Below are 14,076 nucleotides of genomic sequence, written 5' to 3'. Positions count from 1 at the left end.
ATTAAACTTCAGCTAAATATTTGTGAACAAAACTAATGGCCATTGAGCCTTCGCCCACGGCAGATGCCACCCTGTTCATGGCCCCGGCGCGTACATCGCCGGCGGCAAAAATTCCCGAGCAGCTGGTTTCCAGTAAAAACGGATCGCGCTTAAGTTTCCATACTTTGTTAAAGCTTTCGTAGCTGCGCAGCTCGCGGCCGGTTTCTATAAAATCCTTGTTGTTTTTTATAATGTCGAGCTTAATCCAGTCGGTATATGGTTTGGCGCCTATAAAAATGTACAAGGCAGCAGCCTTATTTGTAAAAGTTTCCTGCGTTATACAGTTTTTTAAGGTTAATTTTTCCAGGCAGTTACCGCCGTGGGCTTCTACAATCTCGGTATTGCCCAGCACCTCAATGTTGGGTGTTTCGCTGATTTGTGTAATTAGGTAGGCCGACATGGTTGCCACCAAGTCCTCGCGCCTGATCACGATATGCACCTTCGTGGCATATTTAGAAAGGTGCATGGCAGCCTGCCCGGCCGAGTTACCACCGCCAATTACATAAACATCTTTACCCGTACAAGCCGAAGCTTCGGTAGTGGCGGCTCCGTAATAAATGCCCGCGCCTGTAAAGTTTTCAACGCCTTTAACCTCCAGTTTACGGTAATCAACGCCGGTAGTTATCACTACGGTGCGGCTTATAATTTCGGGCCCGTCATCCAAAATAATGGTTTTGTAACCATCTTTTTGTTTGATATCACTAACAGATTGGGGCGATAAAAATTCGGCGCCCAAACGCATGGCCTGTGTAATGGCCCGGCGGGTAAGATCGGCACCGCTTAAGCCAGCCGGGAAACCCAGGTAGTTTTCAATCCGCGAACTGGTGCCTGCCTGTCCGCCCGGAGCTTTACGCTCAATCAGCAGGGTTTTTAAACCTTCGGATGCGCCATAAACCGCGGCGGCAAGGCCGGCGGGGCCAGCGCCTATAATTACCACATCGTAAACATCGGTTAATGTTTGGGTGTTTTTTTCAAGCTTGGCGGCTATGCCCTGTATCGATGGTTTTTGCAGATAGCTGCCGTCCTCAAAAAACACCATGGGCAGGCAATCGGTAGATAGGTTGTTTAAAGCCAGTAGCGTTCCTGCATCCACATTCTTTTCGATATCAAGCCAGCGATAGGGGATAAGGTTACCGGCCAGGTAATCTTTTATCACATGCGATTGCGGCGAAAACTGGTACCCTACCAATTTAATACCCACAAATTCGGGAATATAACTGTTATGCCAATCTGCAAGCAAATCATTTATTACCGGGTATAGTTTTTCTTCGGGCGGGTCCCATGGTTTCATAAGGTAATAATCCAGCTGCACATCATTGATGGCTTTAATAGCCGCCTCGGTATCGCTGTATGCCGTAAGTAATACCCTTTTGGCGTCAGGAAATACTTTTTTTGCTTTTTCTAAAAATTTAACGCCTTCCATTTCGGGCATGCGCTGGTCGCAAAGAAACAAGGCTACCACATCCGAACCATTTTTGAGTTCGGTAAGTGTTTCCAGTGCTTCCTGTGCCGATGTCGTACTTAGTATTTTGTACTCTTTACCGTACTGTGACCGCAGATCACGGCTAATAGACCGTAGTACCTGCTGATCATCATCAATTGAAAATATAATAGGTCGATTCATAGGTTTTGCTACAGGTAAATGATAAATATATTATTAAAAAAATGTTGGCTACCCGTCAATAAGGAAGCAAACATTAAACACGGTACACCCGGGCTTCGATTTTACTTTGATCGATCCACGGTGTTGTTTTACAATTCGTTGCACCACTTCAAGCCCCATGCCGGTACCCTTGCCCATCTCTTTGGTGGTAAAAAACGGATCGAAAATCTGGCTTTGGATATCTTCGGGGATACCCGGGCCATCGTCGATGATAAAAACTTCTACAAACTCCCGGTCACGCCGGGTTTTAATGGTCAGGATGCCTTTGCCCGCGGGTGCCATAGCATCAAGGGCATTATCAATAAGGTTTGTCCAAACCTGGTTAAGCTCGCCAATCAGCGCTTTAACTTCGGGCAAAGTTCGGTCAAAATCTTCAACAACGGTAATATTTCCTTTACGAATTTTGTAACCCAGCATGGTAAGCGTGTTGGTGATACCAATATGAATATCGGCATACTGCTTATCCTGTCCGCGGTCCATATGCGTAAAAGTTTTAACCGAACTTACCAGTTCGGCTATCCGTTTGGATGATTCCTGGATATCCAGGATCATTTTTTCGGCCACCAGCTTGTTGCTCATCCAGTTAAGGATGGTCGACAAAAACTGTTTTGGGATATAGCTTTTTAAAGTGTCGAGATTTTCTAACGTAAAATTAAAATCAACAAAGCTTTCGGCTATGTCGTAGCTGTTTTCTATCTCGTTTTCATCAAGCCATTCGCCAATTTCATCTTCGCGTTGGGTACGTTGCTTCAAACTCAGGCGTGTTCCTTCTTTTGCCCCAAGCACTTTAAACATCTCGCCGGTTACACCGTCAACCTGTTCGGGGGTCATTTTTATGGCAAACATTCCCTTTACGGCATCAGGCGCTAACTGTAAGTGCTTGCTTAGGGAAGTAGAATCACGCACAATGGCCGATGCCGGGTTATTCAACTCGTGGGCCAGCCCGGCGGATAGTTTACCTAAGGCCATCATTTTTTCGTTTTGCTGCTGCAGGGCTGTAAAATCGCGCACGCGGTTGGTCATGATGTGTACTAACGCCTGGGTAAGTTCAAAATGATTTTTTATCATTTCGGTTATCCGCTCGGTAGGGAAACTCAAAACATGCAGTTCGCCGATAGCTTCGGCATAGCCTTTTGAAATGAGTCCGCGCGAAAACGGAAGATAGCCTGTTATACTTCCGGGCCCTACGGCAACAAAATCGCGACGGCCGCGGTTTTGCAGCATGTAAAACCGCATACTGCCTTCAATAATTATATGTGGCCCCGTAGCGGGTGAGCCAGGCTCATTAAGCAACGTGCCATCTTCAAATATTTTGTATTCACTATTATCTATCAGCCATTGCAGCTGATCATCCGGGACATGCTCTAAAGCTTCGAGCGATTTAAGCCAGGATACGGTTACCTCTTGCATAAAATAAAATTAGGGATTATTATTTAATGCGGGAGAATGGGAGAGAAAAAATTGCAAAGCGATGTTGTCTGAATCAGAATTTTCAGAATTTAAGAATACCCGGAATTTATTTCAACAGACAGGATTCTGTTAATTTTCAAATTCTGAAAATTCTGATTCATACACTTACACCCACTTGCTCAAAAATACCCCGAAAGCATCCTTATACTGATCGCCAACGGTGATGTTTACCTTGCCAATTTGCAGGGCGTTGCGGGTAATGGAGTTTATTTTATCTAACGATACGATGAACGAGCGGTGCACCCGCATAAAGCGTTTTGACGGCAATTTTTCTTCCAGCGATTTTAAACTGGTGAGCGATAGCAGGGCTTTCTCGGTGCCTTGCAGGTATATTTTAACGTAATCTTTCAGGCCCTCTATGTACAGGATATCTTTAAGTGCTATGCGCACCAGCTGGTACTCTATCTTTAAAAACAGGTAGTCGTCCTCAATACGATGTTCTTCGGGAGCAGTCATCGCGGCGGGGGCCGGGTTGGCTGAGCGTTGTAGCAGCTCGGCATAGCTTAATGCTTTGTTGGCGGCATGCAAAAACTCTTCGTAATTAAAAGGTTTCAACAGGTAATCCAGCGCGTCAACCTTGTAGCCTTCCAACGCAAACTGGTTGTAAGCCGTGGTAAAAATGATACGGGGTTTGCTGGCGCCCCGGCTATCCAGCACACGGGCCAGCTCGATGCCGTTTAAATTGGGCATTTGTATATCCAGGAAAATAAGGTCCACCTTTTGGTCTTGTAAACCAACCAGTGCTTCAACAGCGCTGCTGTAGCGGCCTGTAAGTTTTAAAAAGGGCGTTTGTTCAATAAAGGCGCAAACCAGCCCAAGGGCCAGGGGCTCATCATCAACGGCTATGCAGTTTAATATCATGACAGGTTGAGTATTAAGTGAACTTTATAGGTATTTGCGGCGACATCTTCCTTTATATCCAATGTGTATTTTCCGGCATACAACAAATCTAAACGGCGCAGGGTATTGGTAAGGCCAATGCCTTTGTTTTCTTCCAGGTTGGGGTTGGCGTCTTTGTAAATGGAGTTTTCTACCCTTAGTTCCAGCATCTCTGCATTTTGTTCAACGCTGATAAGGATTTCACTGGGCAGCGTGGCGCTGATGCCATGTTTAAAGGCATTCTCCACAAAAGGTAAAAATATCATAGGGGCAACGGTCATATCATTAACAGCTGGGGGCGAATTAAATGTAACTTTCACCTTATCGGTAAGCCGTAGTTCCATCAGGCTGATGTAGTCTTTTATAAAGGCTATTTCCTGACTTAACAATGCAGTGCCGTGTTGGGTATCATATAACACGTACCGCATCATCCGCGAAAGCTGGTGAATAGCTTTGCGCGATGTTTCGGCATTGATATGCGTAAGCGCGTAAATGTTATTCAGCGTATTGAAAAAGAAATGCGGATTGATCTGCGCTTTCAGGAACGATAATTCCGAACTGATTTTATCTTGTTCTAAAGTTTCGCGGAGCCTGATATCGGCCTGCCACTTTTGAATAGCCGTAATGCTGGTGCTGATGCCTAATACCAATGCCATGATAAACACGATTACAAAATCAAAAATATGATTTCTGCCGCCGCCCTGTTTTGGCGGCCTGCTGTGTTTGTGCGTAGCTGCATCCATTAATTGATGCATATTTAAAGCACTGTCGAAAAGATTGTTTAAAAAATATATGGCAATTATTAACCCAATGATAATCAGGAAGTACATTCCGGTACGGTTTTTTAATAGGTATACCGGCACAAGTACAATAGAATTGATATAGAAAGCAACCACCAGCACAATAATAACCAAAGCCTGTTTTACCCAGAATTGATAAGGTAATACGATGTTCCAGGTAAGCGGCTGGTATAAAAGCAGGGCAAAAACCAGTACGGCCCATATTAATACATGAATTAGGATAGTAATCGTAGTGCTTTTTGATTTGAGGCTCATTGCTGGTTATAATCAGAAGTCAAGATACGAGAATCAGGACTATTTATGTTTTTTATTTTTCGACAGAAAATCTTGACCTGAAGATTCTCGATGGCGGTTTAATAACTCTTCAATATTACTAAACCAATTGGCTATCAATCAAGCATAATCGCCTAAGAGGCATAACTCGCCGACAAATGGCCAAAATTAACCGTTAAATAGTGTTATTGGAGTTTAAGGGGGCAAATGCATGGGTTTATAGGTAAAAAGCATGCCTTCATCTACGTTTGTAGTACCCCTGTCTATTGCGTTTTTGGGGGTGATGCCGATGTTATTCCTTTGTGTTGTAAATAAGCCGCAACAGGATGAAACTCAAATCTACATATCTGATAATCGCAGCATTGCTGTTTAGCCTCACAACCTTTGCCCAAACGGGCAGGCGGGTCAGGGGAACTGTCACCGACTCAACCGGGGTAACCTTACCTGGAACCACCGTTAAATTACTAACCGGTACCGATAGCACCAAAGTAATTACCGATAGTAAGGGCGCATTTACCTTTGACGATGTAAAAACAAACACGTTTAGCCTGGTTTTAAACTCGATAGGTTACCAGGGGCTGCGCCGTCGTTTTGTGTTGGATAATGCCAGTACTCCTGTGTTGTTAAAGCCCATTATTCTTAAAAATGATACCTATATGCTTAACACGGTTACCATATCTGATGTTAACCCGGTAAAGCTTAAGGAGGATACGGTTGAATTTAATGCCGCTGCTTACCCGGTTCGTGATAATGCCCCTGTGGAGGATGTAATTAAAAAATTGCCTGGTGTTGATGTTGATAAAGATGGCAATATTACCGCCCAGGGTAAAAGTGTAACCAAAGTAAGAGTAAATGGTAAAGATTTTTTTGGTGGCGACGTAAAATCGGCCACCAAAAACCTGCCCGCTGATATTGTACAAAACATCCAGATTATTGATGACTACGGCGATCAGGCCAATCTTACCGGTGTAAAAAGCGGCGAGCCTGACAAGATCCTTAACATCACCATAAAACAGAGTAAAAATTACGGGTATTTTGGCCAGGCCAGCGTGGGCGGGGGCAGGGATGCTATTCCCGGTATCTCCAACAGCCAGGAGGGGAACAGGTATGTGGCATCGGCAAATATGTTCAAATTTAACGGCGATCAGCAACTGGCCTTTTTGGGCAATCTAAATAATACCAATACCAACCTGTTTACCTTTAACGGCGGCGGCCCCAGAGGCGGCGGTCCGGGTGGTCCTCCGGGTGGTAATAGCAGCAATACTAACGGTATCACTACAGCACGGTCATTTGGCCTTAACTACCGCGATAGCTGGGGCAAAAAAGTTACAGCTTATGGCAGCTATAGCTTTGCCGATAATTCGGTATATACCATCAACAAAACCATTCAAAACAATATATCTACATCAAACCCAAGCACCAATACCAATAACAACACCCAAAACGACGAAAAGCTGAACCATCGTTTCAACTTCAATATCGAAATTAAGCCCGATACCGTTAATTATATTAAAATTACACCATCGTTTGCTTATGCAAAAGTAACTACCACACAGTTAGGCAGTAGTTTGTTGGTTAATAACTCCCAAACCATATCCAATTATAATTTTGATACCTACAGTAACCAAACCGAACCAAATTATGGGGCCAATGTGTTATTTAACCACCGTTTTGCCCGTAAAGGCCGCAATTTTAGCGTAAATGTTGGTGCCGGATCATACAAGATCAATAAATACCAAAACCCGGTTTATACCTATTTAGATGGTGCTGCAAACGCGCCGCTCAATCAGTTTATTAATACCAACAGCCGTACCGATAGTTTGGGTACAAGCGTATCGTTTTTGGAGCCGGTGAGTAAAAAAGGGTATCTTGAATTAACATATGCTTATCATTACGCCTATACTACGGCTGATAAACGGACAGATACCCTCAGCCTTGATGGCGTAACCAAAGATTATTATGGCTTGCTGAGCAATAATTATAACTCCACGTTTATTACCAATCGTTTTGGCTTAAACTATCGTTTTATCGATAAAAAGTATAACTACACCTTAGGTTTGGTAGCACAACCAACCATACTGCGCGGGCAATCATTAACTAACGGTGCTTCGCCAACAGATAGCCATACATTTAACTTAGCACCTAATGCCAGGTTCATTTACAACTTCTCGCGTAATCAGTCGTTAAGCTTAAACTATAACGGGGTGAGCAACCAGCCAACCTATACCGAGTTGCAACCTGTTACCGATTTCAGCAATGCATCGTACCCGGTTCAAGGTAACCCCGATTTAAAGCCAGAGTTTAATAACAACCTATCCATCAGGTACAACAAGTTTAATTTCGAGAGTGGGAATGTGTTTTTCAGTAATTTATCTTTCACCACTACCGATAATAAGATAGTAGCCAACACTATCAATTACCCTAAAACATACACGCCAAACAGCAAACTGGCCGGAAGTATTTTAACCCAGTATTTGAATGCCGATGGATTTTACTCGGCACAGGGTTTTTACGTATTTGCCAAACCCTGGGAAAAAAGAAAATATAATTTATTCTTTATAGGCAACGTTGCCTACAATAATAACATCTCTTATATAAGTAATGTCGATTCGACAAGTTATGCCATGACAACCGAGAAAAATATAGCTAAAAACCTGGTGCTCTCGCAAGGCGTCAGATTCCGGTTGAGTATTACTGATGTTGTAGATGCCGAGGCCAGCACAACCTACGCGGTAAATAAGTCGAATAATTCGATTACTACGGCCAACATCAACAATAATTTCAGCTCGCTTAACCTGGGCATCAACGGCAAAAATTATTTATGGAAGGATTGGACAGTAAGTTACGATTACTCCAAGATGTTTTATTACGGCTATAAAGGAGCAGCCAACCCCAACATATTAAATACCTATGTTGAGCGCAGGTTTTTAAAAGGAAATGCAGGTACTATCCGCCTTTCGGCAATGGATGTGTTTAATCAAAATACGGGTTACACCAGTACGCAAAGTGGTAGCTATGTAACCCAAACCAGCAGCAACAGGCTGGGTAGGTATTATTTGTTAAGTTTTACACTTAAGCTACAGAAATTTGCAGGTAAGAAACCAACAATGGGGCCCGGTGGTATGGGCGGCCCTGGCCCTGGTGGCCCCCCTCCGGGTGGCGGTGGCCCGTTTTAATGAGGGAGAAAGTCTGAAACGATATTTAAAATCTGGCTATCCCTGAGAAAGATGGCAAGCAATGATCATACGCGAGGTTGATCTGGATTTAGTTGATGTTATTGGTTTAAGCCATAACACAGCGTCCCGGGGGTGAGATACCGGGACGCTTTTTTGATTTAAAACTCGTAATTAATGCCCGCTTTAATGCTGTTTGCATTTATAGTATAATTTTTGCTATTGGTAATAGCCGCGGGAGTGGAATAAGAAACATATATGTCCACTTTTTTACCTAAAGTTACACCCAGCTTGATAGGGAAACTGATTAGTCCCGAACTTAGAGAAAGGTAGTTGTACGTAGTTGTTTGAAGATGGCTGTTGTAGATAGAATTGCCCGTGGTTTTTACGAAAGTATAGGATATACCGGCGTCGATAAAGAATTTAAAATTGTTGGTGTTATAAATGTTGTATATCACCTGCGGATTAACAATAACTAAAAATTCCTTTACATTAAAATCAGATTTTGGTATATCCGGCTGGTTAAAATAGAGATCTACAGAGTTCTTATACGCTGCCCCGGTAACCATTATTTCGCCACGTACAATGAGTTTGCCAACACTTGGATTTGGATATAAATTTACACCTGCTGACACTGCGGGGTACACAGATGTTGTATTTTTTGCGTTGTAAAATTTGGTGCCCTGGCTGGTACCCGGACTGGTTGTAAACAGGGTAGCATTAACACCCACGCCGGCAAAAAATTTCCACGCCGATTTACCACCATACGTTTTTTTATCAACAGTAATATTGTTGAGTTTTTGGGAAATGCTTTTTAGGTCGGGTAAACTATAAGTAGCATTTTCTATTTCGCTTTTTAATTTCTCCGATGTCGGGTTATATTTAATAGCCAGGTCATACAGTTGCGGTATGTAAATATTTTCGCTCCGGGTTTGTACGCCGTGATCTGGCAAATAATAAATCCGGTAAACAAGTTCCTTAACCTGGCTGGTTTTGTTATCGCCAATAAAAAACCTCGTCTTTTTGGCATCAATGTATGAATACAAGGTTACATTTGGGCCATTTTGCTCCACCCTTAAAAATACCACATCCTGCTTTCTGGTTGAATCAACTCCTGTTTGCAATTTTGAAGTATTGGTTTCATCCATACTGATCTCGCCGGAGTACCGCTGATAAATAGATGAATTAAGCAATTCAAAATAGCTTATATCATTTACCGTATAGTTTTTAACGCCTGCAGTGCTTTTAAATTCGATGCTTTTGGGGTTGCCAAACCATTCTTTCTGGTTTATTTCACCGCGTAAAGTATCACCCTTTAGGGTAACAATGTAGCCTGGCTTATAATTGCTTTGCGCAAACGTTAAAGCAGGTAGCAACGTTAATGCTGCTGCTATTGAAAATAAAGTTTTCATTGCGATAGAGGTTTAGTTTTTAATTAAAATAGTAGTTTAAGGCTATTTGAACAGCACTTACCTGCATGTAATTTGTGTTATCCTTGGTAAAGATCGCATTCGGTATATATCCTGCTGTGATGTCGAATTTTTTACCAATCACCGCGCCGATATTTATGGGGTATGATATCCAATTTGATTGTAACAGATAGCCATCTGTAACGGTTGTTTTACCTGCACCTGAATAGGTATACTTGTTACCGCCGTAAGCTGATATATTAAATGCGGCACCGGCAGCGGCGTAAAATTTAAAGTCATTTGTATTGTAAAAATTATACAGGATTTGTGGTATCAGCGATATATTATTTTGAGTTAGCGAATAAGTAGAGCCGCCGGTTTGATTTCCTTTAAACTTATTACTGGTATAAGCAAGCTGCGCCCTGAATATCAGTTTTCCGGTACTGGGGTTAGCCAATACATTTATTCCGACGGCAATGCGCGGGAATATTGATGAGGCTGATTTGCTGTCAAATTCTTTAAATGCGTCGATGCCTGATGTAATGTTGCCAAAGTTTACACCCGCCGAAGCAAAAAATTGGGTGCTTTTACTGCCATCGGTTAATGTTGCGTCTTGTTTCGCATTAGTTTTATTGATAAATCGTGCTATTTCGATTAGGTCATCCGCATTATAGTCGGCCTTTTCAATAATGGTTTTGGTGTTGTTGGAGCCGTTGTACTTTTCCGATAACAGGAATAGTTGTTGTTTATATGCATCTTCGTTTATGGTTTTTCCATCATTCTTATAAACCCTGTAAACCAGTTCCGTTGGCTGAGCATCGCCACTTCCGCTAACAAAGTAATGATTCTTTAAATCGTCGGCATATTCAAATAAAGTAATATTGGCTCCTTTTTGGATGATCTTTAAAAACACCGAATCAGTTTTGGTATCCGTGTTTCGGCCGTTTGAAAGGCTGGATATTTTGGTTGGATCGACGTTTAGTAAGCCAATATATCTTTGATATGCTTCTGAATTTGTAGCTGCAAACGAAGTGATATCACTAACACCAAGGTCGCGGGGGGGAGTGTCATTTGTCGATGTTTTAAAACTAACCTTTCGTGGGTTAACAGCCCATTCTTTAATGTTGATGAAGCCGCGTAAAGTATCGCCTTTAAGCGTAACAACATAACCTGGTTTGTAATTGCTTTGCGCAACAGAAAATAAAGGCAATATTAATGCCGGAAGCAGCAGTTTGTAATAAGGTTTCATTAGGAAATAATTGGATTTAATCTGGCAGCAAGATATAAAAATATATCACTTAAAAGAAAATGTGACGTGTCGTTTTTTTAGTGGCGTAAAAAAAGTGCGACAATCAGCTATTTTTACAATTATTGGCTATATTTATCGCATCAATTGTAAAATAAGCTGAATGAAACCACAGTTACTAAAAGTTTCTTCGGGCCCTGCACACTCGTTTAGTGTGCGGCACGATGTATTGCCCGATATTAACAACCGCTGGCATTGCCACCCCGAACTGGAACTGATTTACCTGAAAAAAGGCAGCGGTACACAGTTTATTGGCGATAGTATTAAACAATTCAAATCGGGCGACATGGTGTTGGTTGGCCCCAACCTGCCGCACTACTGGCGTTTTGACGATTTGTATTTTAACTCCGCTGAAAATAAAGGGGTAGAGGTTTTTGTAGTACACTTTTGCGAAAACTTTTGGGGCGAGCAATTTTTGCAATTGCCAGAGAATAAATTGATCAAAGTATTGTTCGAAAAATCAAAACGCGGGTTGCAGATTACCGGGGCAGCAAAAGAAAAAGTAGCCGCCCAGATGGCAGCCATGCCAGGTACCGATGGCGCCGAGAGGATTATCATGCTGCTAAAGGCACTAAATGCTATTGCCACCAGCGCGGCATCGAGTTACATGGCTTCCATTGGTTTTAAATACGATCATAATGATTCAGAGAACGACCGGCTAAACAATATTTATGAATATTCGATGCAGAATTTCAGGAAAAAGATTTACCTGGATGAGATTGCCGAGATAGCGGGTGTAAGTTCCAACTCGTTTTGCCGGTACTTTAAATCAAAAACCCGCAAAACCTTCTCGCAGTTTATCATCGAAATAAAAGTTGGCCACGCCTGTAAATTACTGATAGAAGATAAGCTGAACATTAAACAGCTATGTTACGATAGCGGGTTCAATAACTTTTCAACCTTTCACAAACATTTTAAGCTGGTGACCGGCAAAAGCCCGCTGATGTACCAGAAGGAGTTTATTAAGAATTCGTAAGCCCCCTCTATATCTCCCCGGTAGGGAGACTTTTGATCTTCGTCTTTTTTTTAGCTATCTCTCCCCTTGCCACAAAGGACTGAATGCATGGTAAGAACAGCGTAATGATTAAACTCCGGCTAAATCCTTCCCATTAGATAGGATTTTAACAAATAGTCAGGTAAAATCTCCCGTACCGGATTTAGAGAGGGGGCTGCTCTGTATATGCCAAAAAAGCTGAATGTTTTAACCATTTTATACCAACTATTTACCTGTAAACTTTATTTCTTTGTATAACCGATATACTACTTTTTAAATCTATTTATGGCCCACCGCTATTGTTTAACGCTTGATTTGGTTGACGATGCCAAGCTGATTGCCGAATACGAAAAATACCACCAGGCTATCTGGCCCGAGATTCATCAAAGTATTACCGATTACGGCATCACTAACATGGAAATTTACCGTTTTGATGTGCGCCTGTTTATGATCATGGAAACCGACGATACTTTCAGTTTCGAAAAAAAGTCGGCTGCCGATGCTGCTAATCCAAAAGTGCTGGAATGGGAAAACCTGATGTGGAAATATCAGCAGGCTATTAAAGGTGCCCAAAAAGGCGAAAAATGGGTTTTAATGGATAAAATATTTCAGCTATAAATAACCTGTCAACTAAATTATAAACCTCATGTTCAAAAAACTTCAATTATCTATGCTGGTGATGTTGGTAGCCGTTTTATCGGCTTCGGCACAACAAAAAACAATTGGCACCGAAACGGATGCCCAAAAAGAAAAACGGATGGAATGGTGGAAAGACAGTCGCTTTGGCATGTTTATTCACTGGGGATTGTACTCGGGCGCGGCAAGGCACGAATGGGTAAAGCATAACGAGAAGATTGACAACGCCGGCTATCAGAAATATTTCGACCAGTTTAACCCCGATTATTTTGACCCTCAGAAATGGGCTAAACAGGCCAAAGCTGCCGGTATGAAGTACGCGGTACTCACCACTAAACATCATGAAGGGTTTTGTCTTTTCGATTCAAAATATACCGATTATAAAGCGCCTAATACCCAGGCCAAACGCGATTTGGTACGCGAGTATGTAAACGCTTTCCGCGCACAGGGGCTTAAAGTTGGCTTCTATTATTCGTTGTTAGATTGGCACCACCCCGATTATACTATTGATGAAATTCACCCGCAATCGCCAAAAGATAAAAGCGACGCCAGTTATGCCAAACTGAATAAAAACCGCGATATGGCCAAATACCGCCAATATATGCGCAACCAGATAACAGAGTTGCTAACCAACTATGGTAAAATTGATATCCTTTGGCTCGATTTTTCTTTCCCGCGTGGTGATGGGCATGGCAAGGGTAAAGACGAGTGGGGATCTGTTGAACTGCTAAAACTGATCAGGAAATTGCAACCCGGCATTATAGTAGATAACCGCCTTAATCTGGAAGAATATAAAGATGGCGCCGATTTTGAAACACCGGAACAGGTAAGTACAGCCGAACTGGCCAAATACCGTGGCAAAACATGGGAAACCTGCCAAACATTTTCGGGCTCATGGGGATACTATCGCGATGAAAATACATGGAAAACCCACCGCCAGTTATTGGATTTGCTGATAACATCGGTAAGTAATGGCGGTAACCTTATCCTTAACGTAGGCCCAACAGCCCGCGGCGAATTTGACTACCGTGCCACAAATGCGCTGGATAGTTTGGCACACTGGATGCATGCCAACGATAAATCAATTTACAACTGTACTTACGCCCCGGATACTTATAAAATACCCGAGGGAACAAAACTTACTTACAATAAGACAACAAAGAAACTATATGTACAATTGTTTGATTATCCCGGGGGCAAGCTGATACTGCCTGGTTACGCCGGTAAAATTAAATACGCGCAGTTTTTAAATGATCATTCGGAGTTGTTGTACAAACCATCAGGATCTGATGATTTGGAGGTTACCATGCCGGCTAAGCCACCTTATGAGATACCGGTTATTGAGTTATCGCTTAATTAAAAGTTTATGGTTGATAGTTCATGGTTCATGGTGAAAAAAAAGCTGCCGGGAACTATGAACTATGATCCATGATC

Annotated in this window: 10 protein-coding genes; 4 read left to right on the top strand and 6 right to left on the bottom strand. The window is 42.4% G+C overall.

Annotated features, from left to right (window positions below; all coding sequences use genetic code 11):
* Position 1 precedes the first annotated feature (1 nt).
* The 4 genes from ACFGVS_RS04845 to ACFGVS_RS04830 form a co-directional block, all read right to left on the bottom strand.
* On the bottom strand, positions 2-1,663 hold the full coding sequence (locus tag ACFGVS_RS04845) for a response regulator (RefSeq protein ID WP_090649664.1): 1,662 nt from the start codon (positions 1,661-1,663) through the stop codon (positions 2-4).
* A gap of 48 nt (positions 1,664-1,711) precedes the next feature.
* Positions 1,712-3,112, bottom strand: a complete 1,401-nt coding sequence (locus tag ACFGVS_RS04840) for an ATP-binding protein (protein ID WP_274208566.1) — start codon at positions 3,110-3,112, stop codon at positions 1,712-1,714.
* A 165-nt stretch (positions 3,113-3,277) separates the two neighbouring features.
* Complete coding sequence (locus ACFGVS_RS04835; protein ID WP_274208565.1) at positions 3,278-4,033, bottom strand: LytR/AlgR family response regulator transcription factor; 756 nt, start codon at positions 4,031-4,033, stop codon at positions 3,278-3,280.
* Positions 4,030-5,106: a sensor histidine kinase gene (locus ACFGVS_RS04830; protein WP_090649673.1), complete on the bottom strand. Its 1,077-nt coding sequence runs from the start codon at positions 5,104-5,106 to the stop codon at positions 4,030-4,032. The genes ACFGVS_RS04835 and ACFGVS_RS04830 overlap by 4 nt, the downstream gene beginning before the upstream one ends.
* A gap of 344 nt (positions 5,107-5,450) precedes the next feature.
* On the opposite strand from ACFGVS_RS04830, the gene ACFGVS_RS04825 reads away from it, so the two are divergent.
* Positions 5,451-8,300: an outer membrane beta-barrel protein gene (locus tag ACFGVS_RS04825; protein WP_439697697.1), complete on the top strand. Its 2,850-nt coding sequence runs from the start codon at positions 5,451-5,453 to the stop codon at positions 8,298-8,300.
* A gap of 158 nt (positions 8,301-8,458) precedes the next feature.
* On the opposite strand, the gene ACFGVS_RS04820 is transcribed toward ACFGVS_RS04825, so the two are convergent.
* Both ACFGVS_RS04820 and ACFGVS_RS04815 read right to left on the bottom strand, forming a co-directional pair.
* Positions 8,459-9,709, bottom strand: coding sequence for a hypothetical protein (locus ACFGVS_RS04820; RefSeq protein WP_090649679.1), 1,251 nt, complete (start codon positions 9,707-9,709; stop codon positions 8,459-8,461).
* 19 nt (positions 9,710-9,728) lie between these two features.
* Positions 9,729-10,955: a hypothetical protein gene (locus ACFGVS_RS04815; RefSeq protein WP_439697696.1), complete on the bottom strand. Its 1,227-nt coding sequence runs from the start codon at positions 10,953-10,955 to the stop codon at positions 9,729-9,731.
* A gap of 160 nt (positions 10,956-11,115) precedes the next feature.
* Here ACFGVS_RS04815 and ACFGVS_RS04810 point away from each other — a divergent pair, with 160 nt between their 5' ends.
* The 3 genes from ACFGVS_RS04810 (at position 11,116) to ACFGVS_RS04800 (ending at position 14,002) form a co-directional block, all read left to right on the top strand.
* A complete protein-coding gene (locus tag ACFGVS_RS04810) occupies positions 11,116-11,988 on the top strand; it encodes an AraC family transcriptional regulator (protein WP_090649684.1) in 873 nt (290 codons plus the stop codon).
* Positions 11,989-12,291: 303 nt separating this feature from the next.
* Positions 12,292-12,624 (top strand): L-rhamnose mutarotase, encoded by a 333-nt coding sequence (locus tag ACFGVS_RS04805; protein WP_439697695.1) that lies wholly within the window; start codon positions 12,292-12,294, stop codon positions 12,622-12,624.
* Between the two features lie 28 nt (positions 12,625-12,652).
* Complete coding sequence (locus tag ACFGVS_RS04800) at positions 12,653-14,002, top strand: alpha-L-fucosidase (RefSeq protein ID WP_439697694.1); 1,350 nt, start codon at positions 12,653-12,655, stop codon at positions 14,000-14,002.
* Positions 14,003-14,076: the final 74 nt, after the last annotated feature.

Origin of the sequence: Mucilaginibacter sediminis, from assembly GCF_051903035.1 — a bacterium.
Taxonomy (GTDB): Bacteria; Bacteroidota; Bacteroidia; order Sphingobacteriales; family Sphingobacteriaceae; genus Mucilaginibacter.
This window is presented reverse-complemented; position numbering and strand designations above follow the sequence as displayed.

Excerpts from the sequence above, each read along its gene's own strand:
- ACFGVS_RS04845 (WP_090649664.1), bottom strand. The coding sequence starts at position 1,663 with ATGAATCGACCTATTATATTTTCAATTGATGATGATCAGCAGGTACTA.
- ACFGVS_RS04840 (WP_274208566.1), bottom strand. The coding sequence starts at position 3,112 with ATGCAAGAGGTAACCGTATCCTGGCTTAAATCGCTCGAAGCTTTAGAG.
- ACFGVS_RS04835 (WP_274208565.1), bottom strand. The coding sequence starts at position 4,033 with ATGATATTAAACTGCATAGCCGTTGATGATGAGCCCCTGGCCCTTGGG.
- ACFGVS_RS04830 (WP_090649673.1), bottom strand. The coding sequence starts at position 5,106 with ATGAGCCTCAAATCAAAAAGCACTACGATTACTATCCTAATTCATGTA.
- ACFGVS_RS04825 (WP_439697697.1), top strand. The coding sequence starts at position 5,451 with ATGAAACTCAAATCTACATATCTGATAATCGCAGCATTGCTGTTTAGC.
- ACFGVS_RS04820 (WP_090649679.1), bottom strand. The coding sequence starts at position 9,709 with ATGAAAACTTTATTTTCAATAGCAGCAGCATTAACGTTGCTACCTGCT.
- ACFGVS_RS04815 (WP_439697696.1), bottom strand. The coding sequence starts at position 10,955 with ATGAAACCTTATTACAAACTGCTGCTTCCGGCATTAATATTGCCTTTA.
- ACFGVS_RS04810 (WP_090649684.1), top strand. The coding sequence starts at position 11,116 with ATGAAACCACAGTTACTAAAAGTTTCTTCGGGCCCTGCACACTCGTTT.
- ACFGVS_RS04805 (WP_439697695.1), top strand. The coding sequence starts at position 12,292 with ATGGCCCACCGCTATTGTTTAACGCTTGATTTGGTTGACGATGCCAAG.
- ACFGVS_RS04800 (WP_439697694.1), top strand. The coding sequence starts at position 12,653 with ATGTTCAAAAAACTTCAATTATCTATGCTGGTGATGTTGGTAGCCGTT.